The sequence below is a fragment of the Robinsoniella sp. KNHs210 genome (assembly GCF_000686105.1).
GTDB classification, from domain to species: domain Bacteria; phylum Bacillota; class Clostridia; order Lachnospirales; family Lachnospiraceae; genus Robinsoniella; species Robinsoniella peoriensis.
The window spans coordinates 2494359-2510998 of record NZ_JMLZ01000002.1 but is presented as its reverse complement, the minus strand read 5'-3'; the positions used below and the strand labels follow the sequence as shown (position 1 = coordinate 2510998).

The following is a 16640-nucleotide window of genomic DNA, read 5'->3' as shown; positions in this document are numbered from 1 at the left end:
CGCCACGATGTGATTCTTTCAACCTGTTTGATTGTGGCAGTATTGCAGGCAAGCCTGCAATATGCAGTGGGAATAAATATGATTAAGTTAATTGCAAGCGATTTAGACGGAACTTTATTGCAGAATGGCGCGCAGGAGTTAAATCCCGGAACTGTCCAGCTGATTCATGAACTGACAAAGCAGGGGCGCATTTTTGTAGCGGCCAGCGGAAGACAGTATCCAAATCTGAAAAGGCTGTTTGCTCCGGTCAGTGATGAGATTGCTTTTATTTGTGAGAATGGCTCCCTTGTGGTATACCAGGATAAGATATTAGCGAAGCATATCATTCCAAGAACTACCGGTCAGGAGATTCTGAATGCGATGATGGAGCGGGAAGGATGTGAAGCTCTGCTGTCAGGTGTAAATACCTGTTACATACAGCCAAAGGATGAGGCATATATGATACACATCCGTGATGTGGTTAAAAATACAGTAACGGTAGTAGATGACATTCTGAAAGTAGAAGAACCTTATCTGAAAATTTCAGTTTATGAAAAAAACGGGATTAATAATTCTGAGGATTATTGGAATGAACGGTTTGGAAAGGAAGTTACGGTTGTGACCTCCGGCAATCTTTGGCTGGATACCGTTCCAAAAGGTATCAATAAAGGAACAGCGATGCAGGATCTGTTCCGTGAACTTCAGGTTACACCACAGGAGACAATGGCATTTGGGGATCATTATAATGATGTGGAAATGCTTCAAAATGTTTCCTATAGTTTTGCTATGGACAATGCCCAGCCGGGGATTCTGGACATCTGCAATTTTCATACAGATCAGGTAGAAAAAACCCTTGAAGAAGTATTGGATGGAAAATATGATAATAAATTACATGCAAATAGAACGGATATGAGCCATAGAAAATGCAGCACGGGAGGAAAAGTTTGAAAGAATAGCGTTTTCAAACTACTTATTAAGGCAGTATCGCAGGCAGGCCTGCGATATGCAGGAGGTAAAACTATGATTAAATTAGTTGCATCAGATATTGATGGTACATTGCTGGTAGAAGGAAGCGATAAAATAAATGAAGAAATTTTCGATGTGATCCTGAAATTAAAAGACCGGGGCACTCTTTTTGCGGCTGCAAGCGGAAGGCAGTATGCAAGTATCCGCAGATTGTTTGCACCAATCGAAAATGAGATGATATTTGTTTCTGAAAACGGCTCAAATGTGGTCTGCAGAGGTTATGAAGTGTCATCTACCGTACTAAACCGTAAGGATGCAGAAGAGCTGATCCGATTTATCCGCAGGCAACCGGGATGTTATTTGACCGCATCTACCAGGGGGCCAATGTATATCGAAGATAATGACGCGGATTTTTGGAAATTGCTGACGGATGGATACCACAATGATATGCGTCTTGTCCCGGATGTACTGAAAGAAGATATTGAGATTATCAAAATTTCAATCTATAAAAGTACCGGTGTTCAGGATATTTCGGAGGAAGTGATTGCACAGTGGAAAGACAGGTTCCATGTGACGATTGCAGGAGAACCATGGATTGACTTTATGGATTTTGATGCAGATAAGGGAAAAGCACTGCAGACTATCCAGCAGACTCTTCGTATTTCCAGAGAAGAAACCATGGTATTTGGTGACAATAATAATGATCTGGGTATGATTGCCAGCGCAGAAGAGAGCTATGCTGTTGCCAATGCACAGCCAAAAGTATTGGAAGCGGCAAAACACATTGCTGATGAAAACGTAAATGACGGTGTTTTAAAAGTTATGAAAACATTGTTGGAATCTAAGGATGTTTCATTTTAAAGTAAACATACCGAAACACACTAAGAGGAGGAATATGAATGTATAAATATGATGATATGTGCCTGAATGCATTTTTAGAAAACCAGTTACAATTATTTGATGAGAAAGTTGCAGAAACACCTGAAGAAGCAGATGAGTTTCTGGATGATGTAATGGCGGTGGTAGTTGATACACTGGAAGATGTCAGAGATTATTTTGAAGAAGCCGGAATGGACACTTCGGATATGTCCGGGGATGAACTAAAAGAGGCTTCTGAAGTATTCCATCTTCCAGATGGACGTTATCTGATCGTTGAAGGATAGAACGTCTAATTCGTAAAGAAAATCATGTTAACAGCGGCAAGAATCAATATGTGCACCGGATAAAACCAGTAGAAGAAATATTTCATGGAACGTCCCCGCTCCCCGTTATAAAACCAAATGGGAATAAAGGATAAGGCGGCTGCAGGTTCCCACAAAACGGAAATTGCTCCGCTGCACACCTGGTTTCTTCTGTTAAAGCGGAAGAAATACAGGACTTCCAATAGGAAAATGCCCATATAGCTATAGTCTACGTTTAGCAGGTAACCGGACAGCATTCCGATGATAAAAATGATCAGCTGAAATAAGATTTTTCCTTCAAAGCGGGAAGCGGCTATCATGACAAGCAGGCCAATAAATAAAGTAAAGAAAATATTCTGCTGACTGAAGTCAAAGAATGTTCCCCCTATTGACAGATCAAAAGGAACTTCTGAAATGAATGCAAAAAGAAGCAGCCTAAGAGCGTATTTCCGTACATTTTTGGTATGAAGGAAACCTTCTACTAACAGAAAACAGAAGATTGGGAATGCCAGACGGCCGATCTGACGCATCACTATATAGAGGATTTTCAGATTCTGAAAAAGGACAGGATTGTTCTGAACATAATCCTGATATAATAATCCTTCCCCAAGAGTAAATGCTCCAATGTGGTCTATGAGCATGGTGATAATAGCGATCATTTTTAATGTGTATCCTGTAATAGAAAATTGTTTGTTCAGCTTCATAATGTCATCCTTTGCTATTCATTGTTTTAAGAATTATAGCTTATTTTGTCATGGCTTGCAAGGGCATGGCTGAAAAATCATTGCACCGGTATTCAAAAGGTGAAGAAACATAATAAAGAGGTGGAAAAGAATGAAACGGATGATAAATCTGACAGATAGCCCGGATGACCTAAAGCGTTTTCACGGAGATCAGGACTTACTGGCATTTTGCCATAAATTTGAATGTGACGGATATGAGTATATGAATATTGGGTTAAATGATACCTGTAAGATCCCGGCTGAACAGGTGATAGGAGTCCATTTGATTTCTTTTAATGCCTGGATGGATTTATGGATGGAGAATGAAGAGGCTTTGATTCGGGAGTATGACAATATGGATACAGTAGAAGAAGTATTCGGCGGCAGAACCAGGGAGGCATTGCTTCAGAAAATTCAGAAAAATCTGGATTTTGCACAAAGTGTAAATGCAGAATATGTTGTATTTCATGTCAGCGAGGTTAAGATACAGGAGTCGTTAACGTATCAGTTCGATTACACAGATGAAGAAGTTATCCAGGCTGTATGTCAAATGGTGAATACCCTTTTGGATGATAAGAATTATACGTTTTATTTTTTGATGGAAAATTTGTGGTGGCCTGGATTTACATTTACGAACCCCAGGATGACACAGATGCTTATGGACGGCATCCACTACGGGAAAAAAGGGATTATGCTGGATACGGGACACCTGCTCCATACAAACCCGGATATAAAAGACCTGGGGGAAGGAGTTGCTTATATTCAAAAGCAGCTGGATGAGCATGGGGAATTATGCAGCTGGATCAAAGGTATTCATTTGAATCAGTCGCTGACCGGTGAGGTTGTAAAAGAGATGCAAAAAGCAGAGATTGCCTGGAAGGACTGTTATTATGAACGCTGGTCTCAGATCTTTACTTATATTTTTCAGATAGATCTGCATCTGCCTTTCACAGATCCGCAGGTACCCGGGCTGGTGAAACGGATCAGCCCGCTGTTTCTGACTTACGAGTTCATCAGCAGAAGCCGTGAAGAGCATGAAATGCTGCTGGCTGGCCAGAGCGCAGTTTTCCAGCAGTCAGGGGAATAAACGATAGTAGTTTTATAAAATTAATCTGAGTATTTGTTTCATGGAGTTTGTAAGAAGAAAAGAAAGGAGTGGGCAGGCCCGAAAAGTACGGGAACTGTCCACTCCTTTTTTAATGATTTACTTTTGACATTTGGGAGCATCCGGAGCTATACCTAAGTTAAGCTGCAGTCTCTGTCTCGCTTTCCAGGGCCTCGGTATCGTCCATTGGCGGTTCAGTTTCATCACCGAATTCATCGCCTTCGCCGTCTTCACTATATTTTTCGTCTTCCGTAACCTCTGTAACCTGAGCATTGTCAACCAGGAACTGGCATACTTTATCTTTAAGCAGTTCACTCATAACACTGTCTTTGTCGTTATTTTTTTCAAATTCTTCTACAGAAGTTACTTCATAATATTCAAGATTATCATTTACATAAGATTTGTATTCTTCATCAGTAACACTTATTTTTTCTTTTTCCGCAATTGCTTCGATAGCAAGCTGTTCATTTACGGTACTGATTACAGTCTGTTTGATATCTTCTTCACTTCCGGCCAGGTCTTCTATGGTAACACCAAATAATTCTGCGTAATAGGCATTACTTTCATCTACCTGCTTTTTACATTTTTCATATAAATCATCCGGATAACCGTTAAAAGTTGAATTTGCTATAACTGTATTAATGGCATCATCTTTTAAGGTATATTCCGAATCTTCTTCCTTACTTGCAAGAAGTTCGTTTTTCAGATTCTCTTCGTAATCTGCGGTGGTCTTAAAATCAGAAATACTGCTTACGAATTCATCGTTATAGGTTGCAGGAATGATTTCTTTAATTGCCTTTACCGTTACAGAGAAGACAGCTTCTTTGCCATTTAAATTATCATCGCCGTAATCTTCCGGGAAGGTAACCGTAACATCCTTTTTCTCATCTTTTTTTACCCCGACTAACTGTTCTTCAAAACCTTCGATAAATTCACCGCTTCCCAGTTCCAGGTCATAATCTGTGGCAGTACCTCCATCAAAAGCGGTACCGTTAACTTTTCCTTCAAAGTCCATGGTAACCGTATCCCCTTCTTTGGCAGCCCTGTCGGTGATCTCAGTTGAAGTTGCATTGTCTTCCAGAGCAGTGTCAATCTCGCCTTGTACTTCATCGTCTGTGACTTCGGGTACTACTTTTTCAAGTTTAAGACCCTTATAATCTCCCAGGGTGACGTATTTTTTTTGGCAGCCGCTTAAGGCTAAAGTTGCTGTCATGCACAAAGTGAGTGCAAAAACAATGAATTTCTTCTTCATAAATGATAAATCCTTTCTTTGGTATGTAGTTTATTTGACTACTATAACACACAAATGTGAAAAAAGTGTATAAAAAAACACTTTTAAAATAAAAAAATATATGTTATAATAGCACAAGTTCATGAAATAAGGAGGCTAAGACCATGAAACATATTAAAACATTAAATACACAGGTACTTCAGAATACGATGAAAAAAGGTGGCTGTGGAGAATGTCAGACTTCCTGCCAGTCAGCATGTAAGACATCCTGTACGGTTGGAAATCAGAGCTGCGAAAATAATAAATAAGAAAACAATATAAGCAGCGATCATGCGTCGCTGCTTATTATACGAAATGAATACTGCTCTTAAACCCGTCAGGTATTTGCCGGGTATTTTTTTCATGGAGTGGATTTGAAAGGGGATATACAGTGGTCCATCAATATAAAAATAATGGCTTTAACATCATTCTGGATGTGAACAGCGGAGCCATCCATGTAGTGGATGACATCGTTTATGACGTGGTTCCTTTTATAGAAGAAGGACTGAAGCATGAGGAAATCGCAGACCGGTTAAAGGATACATATGGCAGTACAGAGATTATGGAAGCGATTGCTGAGTGTGAGGAATTAAAAGAAGCAGGTGTACTTTTTACCGAAGATATTTATGAACAAGCAATTATCGATTTTAAGAAAAGGCAGACAGTTGTAAAAGCACTTTGCCTGCATATCGCACATGACTGCAATCTTGCCTGTAAATACTGCTTTGCAGAAGAAGGGGAATACCACGGAAGACGGGCTCTTATGAGTTTTGAAGTTGGAAAGAAAGCTTTGGATTTTCTAATTGCCAACTCAGGTTCCAGAAAAAATCTGGAAGTGGATTTCTTTGGCGGAGAACCGCTGATGAACTGGCAGGTAGTAAAAGATCTGGTCAAATACGGAAGAGAGCAGGAGAAGATCCATGGCAAGAACTTCCGGTTTACATTGACAACCAATGGTGTTCTTCTTAATGAGGAGATCATGGAATTTGCCAATAAAGAAATGGCAAATGTGGTACTTAGCATTGATGGACGACAGGAAGTCAATGATCTTATGAGACCTTTCCGTAATGGAAAAGGCAGTTATGATTTAATCGTCCCCAAATTTCAGAAATTTGCAGACAGCAGAAATCAGGAAAAATATTATGTGAGAGGAACCTTTACCAGAAACAACCTGGACTTTGCCAAAGATGTACTGCACCTGGCTGATCTTGGCTTTGAGCAGATATCGGTGGAACCGGTAGTATCCCTTCCGGAAGAAGAGTATGCAATCCGTGAAGAAGATATTGCATCTGTCTGTGCAGAATATGATAAGCTGGCAGCAGAAATGGTAAAACGTGAAAAAGAGGGTAAAGGATTTAACTTCTTCCATTTTATGATAGATTTAACAGGGGGTCCCTGCGTGTACAAAAGGTTGTCAGGGTGTGGTTCCGGTACGGAATATCTGGCAGTCACTCCATGGGGGGATCTGTATCCATGCCATCAGTTTGTAGGGGAAGAAGAATTTCTGATGGGAAATGTGGATGAAGGTGTAACAAAGACGGATATGCGCGATGAGTTCAAATGCTGCAACGTCTATGCAAAGGATAAGTGCAGGAAATGCTTTGCCAGATTTTACTGTAGCGGTGGATGTGCAGCAAATTCATTTAAATTCCACGGGCAGATTAATGATGCCTATGACATTGGATGTGAATTGCAGCGCAAGCGTGTTGAATGTGCAATTATGATTAAAGCGGCACAGGCGTCTTTGGATTAGAGATTACAAAAGAGAGAGAAGGAGAAGCATCATGAACAAGCAAAAAGCGATTATTGTAGTTGTTGCCATGACGATTTTATTGGGGCTTTTGGCATTTACTACAGCAGTGGGATTTGGTCCTACAGGAACTGGTTCTGCCAGAAATATTAAGACCGGTCTGGATTTATCCGGCGGTGTAAGTATTACATATCAGGCAGTGGGAGATGAGACTCCGTCTGAAGAAGATATGAAAGATACCATCTACAAATTACAGCAGCGTGTATCTCAGTACAGCACGGAAGCGCAGGTTTATCAGGAAGGCAGTGACCGTATCAACATTGAAATCCCTGGTGTAACAGATGCGAACAAGATTCTGGAAGAACTCGGCAAGCCAGGTTCTCTGCAGTTTGAATTAACAGATGGTTCTGTTGTGTTAAATGGTACGGATGTTGACAGTGCGGAAGCAAGAGTTCAAAACGATGAAATGGGAAATAAGGAATATGTTGTTGAACTGCTTCTGACAAAAGAAGGAACCACCAAATTTGCAGATGCTACTGCAGCAAATGTTGGAAAACAGATTAAGATTGTCTATGATGGCAATGTAATCAGCGCACCAAAAGTAAATGAGGCAATTACCGGCGGAAAAGCATATATCTCCGGTATGGCTGATCAGGAAGAAGCAGAAACACTGGCGTCCTCTATTCGTATTGGTTCCCTTTCACTGGAACTGGAAGAACTTCGTTCTAACGTGGTAGGAGCACAGCTTGGTGAAGAAGCAATTTCAAGCAGTTTAATTGCAGGTGCTATTGGTCTTGCAGTCGTAATTATATTCATGATCGTGGTATATCTGCTTCCGGGTATTGTTGCCGGTATTTCACTGCTGATTTACACAGGACTTATGCTTTTATGCCTGAATGCATTTGATTTAACACTAACCTTACCGGGTATTGCAGGTATTATACTTTCCATTGGTATGGCGGTGGATGCAAACGTTATTATCTATGCCAGAATCCGTGAAGAAGTTGCAGCAGGAAAAAGCGTTAAGTCTGCAATTAAGTCAGGTTTCCAGAAAGCATTCTCAGCAATTATTGATGGTAATATCACAACCCTGATTGCAGCAGCAGTACTTGGGTTAATGGGTACCGGCAGTGTACAGGGATTTGCACAGACACTGGCACTTGGTATTGTATTATCCATGTTTACGGCACTTGTAATTTCAAGACTGATCATCAATGCCTTCTTTACGCTGGGCTTAAAGGGTGAAAAGTTATATGGAAAACAGAAAGCAAGGAAAACAATCAATTTCCTGAGCAAAAAAAATATTTTCTTTATTATATCAATTGTTCTGATTGTGGTTGGACCGGCATCTATGATATTTAACAGTACGCAGGGAAATAAATCATTGAATTACAGCCTTGAATTCATGGGTGGTACTTCAACAAATGTAACGTTTAATGAAGATCTGAGTATATCAGATATTGATTCTAAGGTTAAACCTGTGGTACAGGGTGTAACGAAGGATGCAAATATTCAGACACAAAAAGTAAGCGGAACAAATCAGGTAATAATCAAAACAAGAGAACTGAATCTGGATGAGAGACAGGAATTAAGCGATGCATTGAAGAAAGATTTTGATGTAGACACCACACTGATTACTGCAGAAAGTATTTCTTCCACTGTAAGTTCAGAGATGAGAACCGATGCTATAGTAGCGGTTGTGGTAGCTACAATCTGTATGCTGATCTATATCTGGTTCCGGTTTAAAGATCTTCGTTTTGCCACAAGTGCGGTTGTTGCACTGCTTCATGACGTATTAGTAGTACTGGCATTCTATGCACTGGCAAGAGTATCGGTAGGTAATACATTTATTGCATGTATGCTGACAATTGTTGGTTATTCTATTAATGCGACTATTGTTATATTCGATAGAATCCGTGAAAATATGGCAGCAATGAAGAATAAGGACAATATTGCAGAGGTTGTAAATGTGAGTATTACGCAGACACTCACAAGAAGTATCTACACATCCCTTACCACTTTTATTATGATCGCAGTGCTGTTTGTCATGGGTGTATCTTCGATCCGTGAATTTGCATTGCCGCTGATGGTTGGTATTGTATGTGGAGCTTATTCTTCTGTATGCATTACCGGTGCACTCTGGTATGTATTCAAAACAAAGATTAAGACTAAGAAAAAATAATAATAAATGAAAGTACCTCTGGTATGCGAGTACCGGGGGTATCTTTCATTTTCAGGTTATATACAAAGGAGAATTTATTTTGGAAAAATGGTTTGTAACAGCAAAAAGAGCAGATTTCAAGGAAATTTCCAGCAAATTTGGAATTAATCAGGTGACCGCCAGGATTATTCGCAACCGGGATATTGTAGGGGATGAAGCGATTAAGGAATACTTGAATGGCGGATTGGCGGATCTTCATGATCCTAAACTTTTACGTGGTGCCCGGGAAGCTGTCGCTCTTTTGAACAATAAGATCAATGAAGGCAAAAAAATCCGTATTATTGGAGATTATGATATTGACGGGGTCAATGCGACCTATATCCTATATAAGGGCCTTCTGCGGTGCAATGCCAATGTAGATTACGAGATCCCTGACAGAATGAAAGATGGATACGGAATCAATGAACAGCTGATACAGTATGCATATGAGGAAGGTGTGGATACCATTGTAACCTGTGACAATGGCATAGCCGCAATAGACCAGATTGCATATGCGAAAAATCTGGGAATGACAGTTATTATTACGGATCATCATGAGCTGTTATTTAAAGAGGAAGAAAGAGAAAAGATATGTATCCGACCAAATGCAGATGTGATTATTAATCCCAAGCAGCCGGAATGTAATTATCCTTTTCCCAATCTCTGTGGTGCGGCAGTGGCATTCAAACTGATATCCTGCATGTTCGAAGATCATAAGATACCCAAAGAAGAAGCAGAAGCGTTTATTGAATTTGCAGCAATTGCTACCGTTGGTGATGTTATGGACCTGATCGGAGAAAATCGTATTATCGTCAAAGAGGGGCTCAGGCGCCTGACTAATACGCAAAATAATGGTTTGAAATCCCTGATAAAAGTAAATGGTCTGGAAGAGTCTGATATATGCGCTTATCACATTGGTTTTGTCCTTGGGCCATGCATTAACGCCAGCGGGCGTCTGGATACGGCTAAACGTGCCCTTGCGCTGCTTCTTGCTGAATCAGAGGGAGATGCGCTTAGGATGGCGGAAGAACTGAAAAGTCTGAATGATGAACGTAAGGCTATGACGCTGAAAGGATTTGAACAGGCAGTTGAACTGGTGGAGACTACAGAATTAAAAGAGGATAAGGTGCTGGTTGTCTATCTTCCGGACTGCCATGAAAGTCTGGCTGGTATTATTGCGGGGCGTATCCGTGAACGTTTTCATAAGCCGGTTTTTGTACTGACGGATGCAGAAGATGGAGTGAAAGGTTCCGGGCGATCTATTGAAGCCTATAATATGTTTGAAGAAATGGTGAAATGCCAGGAATTATTTACAAAATTTGGCGGACATCCAATGGCGGCAGGATTGTCTATAAAAAAAGAAGATGTGGAAACGTTAAGGATTCGTTTAAATGAACTTACAACATTGACTGAGGATGATTTTATTCCAAGAGTTTCCATTGACGTTGCCATGCCAATCGATTATATTTCAGAAGAACTGATAGAAGAGCTGGAGGTATTGGAGCCATTTGGAAAAGCTAATCCCAAGCCTGTATTTGCAGAAAAAAATCTGAATGTGTTAAGTGCCAGAATTCTTGGGCAGAATAAAAATGTAATCAAAATGCAGGTTTTAAATTCCCAGGGAATGGTAATGGATGCCATGTATTTTGGAGATGTGGAAAAATTTAATACTTATATTACGGAAAAATTCGGTACTGCAGAAGTAGAGAAAATGTACCAGAACCGGGAAAATACAATCAGTATTTCGGCAACGTACTACCCGCAGGTAAATGTGTTTCGAAATGTGAGGAATATGCAGATCGTTATACAGAATTATAATTAAAAAGGAGGATACGAAATGTTAAATATAGGAAGTCATATTTCTTCTTCAAAGGGATATTATGCGATGGGGAAGCAGGCAGTGAAGCTGGGAGCCAACACCTTTGCATTTTTTACGCGTAATCCAAGAGGAGGAAAAGCGAAAGAAATAGATGAAGCAGATGTTGCTAAATATCTGGAACTTGCTCAAGAACAGGATTTTGCAAAAATAGTCGCACATGCACCCTATACTTTAAACGGCTGTTCTGCAGATGAGGGACTTCGCAAATTTGCCAAAGATACAATGGCAGACGATCTGCGCCGTATGGAGTATACGCCCGGAAATTACTATAATTTCCATCCGGGAAGCCATGTAAAGCAGGGAGTGGAGATTGGAATAGATTATATTGCACAGATGCTAAATGAAATCTTAAAACCGGAACAGAATACAATTGTTTTGCTGGAGACGATGGCTGGCAAAGGAAGTGAAGTTGGACGCACTTTTGAAGAATTAAAAGAAATTATTGATAAAGTGGAATTATCGGATAAACTGGGGGTATGCCTGGATACCTGCCATGTCTGGGATGCAGGATATGATATTGTAAATGACCTGGATGGGGTGATCACACACTTTGACAGCGTAATCGGACTGGACCGTCTTCGTGCCATACATCTGAATGACAGCCAGAATCCATTCGAGAGCCACAAAGACAGACATGCCAAAATAGGCGAAGGAAGTATTGGTATCGAGGCATTCGGCCGGATTATCAATCATCCGGCGCTCTGTGGTCTGCCCTTTGTACTGGAAACTCCTAATGATGATGAAGGATGGGCGAAGGAAATTGCCATGCTCCGGGAAATGTTTATACAAAATTAATTTGTATTTCAAAGCAGTATAACGTATAATTGTTGATTATACGATAATATTTATCACATAGTTGGAGAGGAGATTTATATGAAAAAGTTTGGTTGGAAAGTCCTGGCGGTCATTGCAGCTCTTTTGATCGCGGGAATCTATTACTACGTAACTTTGCCTGCTATTAATATTCATGCATCCGGATTCTGGACATTTTTAATGGCAGCTGTGGTCATCGTAGTTATTATTTACGGCTTACCGAGAATTAGGACGGTAGAGGATGCCAAAGACAGCAAAGGTCTGAAATTTGGTATCGGCATACTGGCATTGGTAGTTATCGTTTATATAGGAGGAAGTATTCTTTCTTCCCCGATTATCAATGCAAATAAGTACCAGAAGCTGATCACTGTGCAGACAAGAGATTTTAATGAGGATATCAAAGAGGCGGATTATTCTAAAATACCTCTTTTAGACAGAGATTCTGCAACACTTTTAGGAAATCGTAAAATGGGCAGTATGGTAGACATGGTTTCCCAGTTTGAAGTCAGTGATCTGTATACACAGATTAATTATCAGGATACTCCGGTTAGAGTAACACCCCTTGTATATGCCAATCTGATTAAGTGGTTTACCAACCAGTCAGAAGGAATACCGGCATATATCAAAATTGATATGGCAACTCAGGACACAGAACTTGTAAAACTGGATAAGCCGATCAAATATTCACAATCAGAGCATTTAAACCGGAACATTGACAGACATCTCAGGTTCCGCTATCCGACTTATATTTTCGATACACTTAGTTTTGAAATCGATGATAATGGTACCCCATACTGGGTATGCCCGGTAAAAAAATACAATATCGGGTTATTTGGCGGTGTCACTATCGGAAGAGTGGTACTTTGCAATGCCATAACAGGAGAAACACAGGATTTTGCAGTAGAAGATTGTCCGCAGTGGGTTGATCATGTGTATTCTGCTGATCTTTTGGTTCAGCTCTATGATTACTATGGAACCTTAAAGAATGGTTATTTTAACAGCGTTCTGGGACAGAAAGGCTGTCTGCGCACCACAACAGGATACAACTATCTGGCATTAGAAGATGATGTATGGGTTTATACCGGTATTACTTCTGTCAGTGGTGATCAGTCCAATGTAGGATTCGTGCTGATGAACCAGCGAACGATGGAAACCAGATTTTACGAGATCAACGGAGCCGAGGAATACTCAGCCATGGGTTCTGCAGAGGGCCAGGTACAGCATCTTGGGTACAAATCAACCTTCCCGCTCCTTTTGAATATAGCGGGAGAGCCGACCTATTTTATGGCATTGAAGGACAGTGCAGGACTTGTCAAAATGTACGCTATGGTTAATATTCAAAAATACCAGAACGTTGCTATCGGAGATACAGCGGCTGAGTGTGAAAAATCATATCGAAGCCTTCTAAAGCAGAATGGAATAGCCGTGGAGGAAACAAGATCAGTAAATGAAGCCAAAGGCAAGATTCAGAAAATAGCCCAGGGCGTTGTGGATGGAAATTCCCATTACTATATTATGTTAGAGGGGAATAAGGAGATCTTTGATGTCTCAGTTGTAGATTATCTGGATATTATTAAATATAATGAGGGTGATCAGATTACACTGGAATATACGCCGGGAGATAAGGCGAATACGGTATTGAGTATTAAATAATAAGAAAAAATCGGTATTAGATTTATTGATAATCTAGTACCGATTTTTATTTTTTCGAAATTCCATATTAAAAGTGAATTTTATCGTTAAATAAATCAAATAGCTGAAAGAGCTTTATTAAAATAAAAAAGTAATTCATTACAAAAACCTGCATTTCATTACATCTTACTTCATAAACTTTATTTTAATGTTATAATCAAGAACTATCAATTGATTGGTTAACCAACTGGTTGACTATGGCATTAGAAAATTGTGCAGAGGGGAAGAGGTTAGATGATCAATCCATGGAAATTAAAAAAGCAACTGATTAATACAGATATATGCAGAAATTGTTTCAATAAAAAATATGGACTTAATTTGCAAAAAGAAGACATTCTTTATAGCTATTATGCTGCGAAATGTAGTGAATGCAATGCTCTTAAACATACAGTAAAAGGCTTTAGAGTTAAAGGAATGATAAAGATATTGTGTTGTAAAAGAGGTTTCATTAAGAAATCATATTAGAGATAAGGATTATTTGACGGTACAGGTATTAATCAATGGTTTATAAAAGGTCTACTTTTAATTATAAAATTATTGGTACAGAAAAAGTTATTTGTAAATTTACCAGGCGTAAAATTGGAAAAAGAGCTGGATTGCTTGAAAATCGTGGGAAAATTGGTATTACGTGATAAAATTAGAAAAAAATAAAATGGCTGGTAAATAATGTAAAAAAGCTTGATTTTATGGGGGTTTTGAGGTATAGTGGGAAGAAAGAATGGTGGAAAAACGTTGGATTAATAGTAATATGGGATATATTGAAACCAGAAGGAAAGATATCCTCAAGGTGATATAACAGCCGATTTGAGTTTTTTTGATGCTAATAATGTACATAATGGCTATGAGTTACAGAAAGTATTTGGTATTGACATCCCAAAATGCAGTACTGAGATTTCTTTACGCTACCAAGTTAGAGATGGACTAATATACAGACTTCTTCGAAAAATTGGTATGTATTATGCAGGTTACAAATACACTGTGCGTGATATAGCTGAAGGATTTGATCCTCGTTTTCTCAAACATTTTAAGTCAGATGATTATCTGTTCGGGTTTTGGCAATCAGAGAAATATTTTAATGGACACAGAAAGCAAATTCTAAAGGCGTTCACATTTCCAATGTATATTGAAGTAGATAATATTCGTGTTAGTGCAGAAATGAGAGAGAACAATTCAATCGCTATGCACGTTCGGCGGGGAGATTATGTACATAATAAAATGTTTGTCAACTTAGCGGATATAGGATATTATGATTGTGCGATATCAAAAATAATAGAAGTAGCTCCAAAAGAACGAAAATGGTATATTTTTTCTGACGATATTGGTTGGTGCAAGGAGAATCTTCCTCTGCAGAATGAGTGTGTGGAATATGTAAATTGGAACACAAAGGGGAATAGTTTTCGGGATATGCAGTTAATGACAGAGTGCAACTATGTAATTGTTGCAAATAGCTCTTTTTCTTGGTGGGGTGCATATCTGAATCAGTATGCGAAGGTTATAATAGCACCAAAACAATACTACGTGAATAATGATGGATTTAATAAGGATATTTGTCCTGATAGTTGGATAAAAGTATAACTTTAAATCGGAATTGACTGATTCCATGAAAAGTATTGTTAAATCTTGAAATAAAAACGGTTGTATTGAGGAAGGTGATAGAAGTGGACATAAAAAATAAAAGAAGAAAAGAAATTGATATTTTACGCGGTCTGGGAATAATGGTGGTTCTTGTAGGCCATGCAATTCAGTGCAACTTAATAGAAGGACAGAGTAGTGTGATTTGGAAAATAATTTTGTCTTTTCAAATGCCATTACTATTTTTTGTAAGCGGCATAAGTGTGTCCTTTTCAATGCCTACTAGTAATACAATAGGATTTATAAAAAAGAAAATACAAAGGATAGGTATCCCGTATATGTGTTGGGCGTATACTCATTACTTTCTTGTTTGTGTGATTCCTACTGATTATCGAATTTTGAGTATTAGGGGGGTGTTCTACGAGTTTATAAAGTCGGATTTCTGGTTTTTGCGATATTTATTAGTGTTTTTTTTAGTTGTTGCAATCGGAAATGTTGTTGTTAGTAGAAGTGAAGAAAAAAAACAGAGATACTTATTATTGGTTTTTCTGTTTGTATGCATTCCTATTATTGCGATTCTATCTAAAGTAAAGATTCTTAGTTATCTTATGAGAACGTGGTATTACATAAGTTTTGTAATGGGATATGCATTTAATCTATTGTTGGCTGATAAGATTGCTTCTAAAGAGAAAAACAAAGCTTATAAGGTGTTTTTATTAATAGCAAGTGTAATTATAATGTGTATTTGTTATTGTGTTAAACTACCAGATCGAGTATTATGTGTTTTAATGATATGCGCTTTATATTGTTTTGCATTAGGATTATCAGATACTTTTTTGTCTTCTTGGTTGATTAAATTAGGAACAATTACATTACCTCTTTATGCGATTCATTGGTGTATATTCTTTTCACCGTTATGGAGATTAAATGTATATGAGATTATTCTAGGAAAAATGCCTACTTTATTAAGTGCCTCTATAACCACTGCTGTGTGGCTGGGAGTTTCTTTAATTTTCATTAAATTATTGAGAAAAAAACAAATAACAAAATGGATACTATTAGGTGAAAAGATACAATAGGCGGCAGATAGTAGGTTACAGAAGAGAAAGAGAGCATTTGCATAAGGATCCATTTCATAAGTATCCCAGATAAGTTAATAAGACCATCAATACTGCGTCTCATATTAGTGTGGCCTGTTTATCCGAATATTCGAATAAACAGGCCACACCGATATGAGAAAGGCTATTGATGGCTTGGCTGGAATCGTACAACAGAACTTTAAACTTGATCCCTTTTCAAACAGTCTATTTCTTTTCTGTGGACGCAAGACAAACCGACTGAAAGCACTTTATTAGGAAGGTGATGGATTTATTCTCTTATATAAACGGTTGGAAAACTCTCGTTATCAGTGGCCCAGAAACCAAGATGAGGTTCGCATGATCTCTGATCAGGAGTTTCGCTGGTTAGTTGGAAGGAGTAGCAATTGATCACCCCAAAGCTGTTCAAAAAAT

The 16640-nt window shown here is 38.8% G+C and carries 14 protein-coding genes and 1 pseudogene; 13 read left to right on the top strand and 2 right to left on the bottom strand.

Features of this window, described 5'->3' with window-relative positions; translation table 11 throughout:
• Positions 1–33: 33 nt before the first annotated feature.
• The 3 genes from CD03_RS33955 (at position 34) to CD03_RS0117925 (ending at position 2108) form a co-directional block, all read left to right on the top strand.
• Positions 34–927 carry an HAD family hydrolase gene (locus CD03_RS33955; protein WP_242849119.1) on the top strand — a complete coding sequence of 298 codons (894 nt, stop codon included), beginning with the start codon at positions 34–36 and terminating at the stop codon, positions 925–927.
• A 72-nt stretch (positions 928–999) separates the two neighbouring features.
• Positions 1000–1806, top strand: a complete 807-nt coding sequence (locus CD03_RS0117930; protein WP_027294820.1) for an HAD family hydrolase — start codon at positions 1000–1002, stop codon at positions 1804–1806.
• A gap of 38 nt (positions 1807–1844) precedes the next feature.
• Entirely contained in the window at positions 1845–2108 is a 264-nt protein-coding gene (locus CD03_RS0117925) for a glyoxalase (protein ID WP_027294819.1), read from the top strand.
• A gap of 5 nt (positions 2109–2113) precedes the next feature.
• Here CD03_RS0117925 and CD03_RS0117920 read toward each other — a convergent pair whose 3' ends face one another.
• A complete protein-coding gene (locus CD03_RS0117920) occupies positions 2114–2830 on the bottom strand; it encodes a TraX family protein (protein ID WP_027294818.1) in 717 nt (238 codons plus the stop codon).
• A 130-nt stretch (positions 2831–2960) separates the two neighbouring features.
• Between CD03_RS0117920 and CD03_RS33950 the strand changes: the two genes are divergently transcribed.
• Complete coding sequence (locus CD03_RS33950; protein ID WP_052377857.1) at positions 2961–3935, top strand: TIM barrel protein; 975 nt, start codon at positions 2961–2963, stop codon at positions 3933–3935.
• A gap of 157 nt (positions 3936–4092) precedes the next feature.
• On the opposite strand, the gene tig is transcribed toward CD03_RS33950, so the two are convergent.
• A complete protein-coding gene (gene tig, locus CD03_RS0117910) occupies positions 4093–5205 on the bottom strand; it encodes a trigger factor (protein WP_027294817.1) in 1113 nt (370 codons plus the stop codon).
• Positions 5206–5348: 143 nt separating this feature from the next.
• Between tig and scfA the strand changes: the two genes are divergently transcribed.
• The 9 genes and pseudogenes from scfA to tnpB all read left to right on the top strand — a co-directional run.
• Positions 5349–5492: a six-cysteine ranthipeptide SCIFF gene (gene scfA / locus CD03_RS33945; RefSeq protein WP_044289475.1), complete on the top strand. Its 144-nt coding sequence runs from the start codon at positions 5349–5351 to the stop codon at positions 5490–5492.
• 122 nt (positions 5493–5614) lie between these two features.
• On the top strand, positions 5615–6976 hold the full coding sequence (scfB, locus tag CD03_RS0117900) for a thioether cross-link-forming SCIFF peptide maturase (RefSeq protein WP_027294816.1): 1362 nt from the start codon (positions 5615–5617) through the stop codon (positions 6974–6976).
• 31 nt (positions 6977–7007) lie between these two features.
• Positions 7008–9155, top strand: a complete 2148-nt coding sequence (gene secD / locus CD03_RS0117895; protein WP_027294815.1) for a protein translocase subunit SecD — start codon at positions 7008–7010, stop codon at positions 9153–9155.
• 79 nt (positions 9156–9234) lie between these two features.
• Positions 9235–10995 (top strand): single-stranded-DNA-specific exonuclease RecJ, encoded by a 1761-nt coding sequence (recJ, locus tag CD03_RS0117890; RefSeq protein ID WP_027294814.1) that lies wholly within the window; start codon positions 9235–9237, stop codon positions 10993–10995.
• Between the two features lie 15 nt (positions 10996–11010).
• Entirely contained in the window at positions 11011–11847 is an 837-nt protein-coding gene (locus tag CD03_RS0117885) for a deoxyribonuclease IV (RefSeq protein WP_027294813.1), read from the top strand.
• A 78-nt stretch (positions 11848–11925) separates the two neighbouring features.
• Positions 11926–13518, top strand: coding sequence for a hypothetical protein (locus tag CD03_RS0117880; protein ID WP_027294812.1), 1593 nt, complete (start codon positions 11926–11928; stop codon positions 13516–13518).
• 843 nt (positions 13519–14361) lie between these two features.
• A complete protein-coding gene (locus tag CD03_RS0117865; protein ID WP_027294810.1) occupies positions 14362–15132 on the top strand; it encodes an alpha-1,2-fucosyltransferase in 771 nt (256 codons plus the stop codon).
• Between the two features lie 83 nt (positions 15133–15215).
• Positions 15216–16208 carry an acyltransferase family protein gene (locus tag CD03_RS0117860; RefSeq protein ID WP_027294809.1) on the top strand — a complete coding sequence of 331 codons (993 nt, stop codon included), beginning with the start codon at positions 15216–15218 and terminating at the stop codon, positions 16206–16208.
• Between the two features lie 150 nt (positions 16209–16358).
• Positions 16359–16616: pseudogene (tnpB, locus tag CD03_RS40000) on the top strand (IS66 family insertion sequence element accessory protein TnpB); the annotation flags it as partial.
• Between the last annotated feature and the right edge of the window lie 24 nt (positions 16617–16640).

Bases quoted from the DNA above. Each gene is read 5' to 3' on its own strand.
- scfA (WP_044289475.1), top strand. From the start codon at position 5,349: ATGAAACATATTAAAACATTAAATACACAGGTACTTCAGAATACGATG.
- CD03_RS0117885 (WP_027294813.1), top strand. From the start codon at position 11,011: ATGTTAAATATAGGAAGTCATATTTCTTCTTCAAAGGGATATTATGCG.
- CD03_RS0117930 (WP_027294820.1), top strand. From the start codon at position 1,000: ATGATTAAATTAGTTGCATCAGATATTGATGGTACATTGCTGGTAGAA.
- CD03_RS33950 (WP_052377857.1), top strand. From the start codon at position 2,961: ATGAAACGGATGATAAATCTGACAGATAGCCCGGATGACCTAAAGCGT.
- secD (WP_027294815.1), top strand. From the start codon at position 7,008: ATGAACAAGCAAAAAGCGATTATTGTAGTTGTTGCCATGACGATTTTA.
- tig (WP_027294817.1), bottom strand. From the start codon at position 5,205: ATGAAGAAGAAATTCATTGTTTTTGCACTCACTTTGTGCATGACAGCA.
- CD03_RS0117925 (WP_027294819.1), top strand. From the start codon at position 1,845: ATGTATAAATATGATGATATGTGCCTGAATGCATTTTTAGAAAACCAG.
- CD03_RS0117920 (WP_027294818.1), bottom strand. From the start codon at position 2,830: ATGAAGCTGAACAAACAATTTTCTATTACAGGATACACATTAAAAATG.
- CD03_RS0117880 (WP_027294812.1), top strand. From the start codon at position 11,926: ATGAAAAAGTTTGGTTGGAAAGTCCTGGCGGTCATTGCAGCTCTTTTG.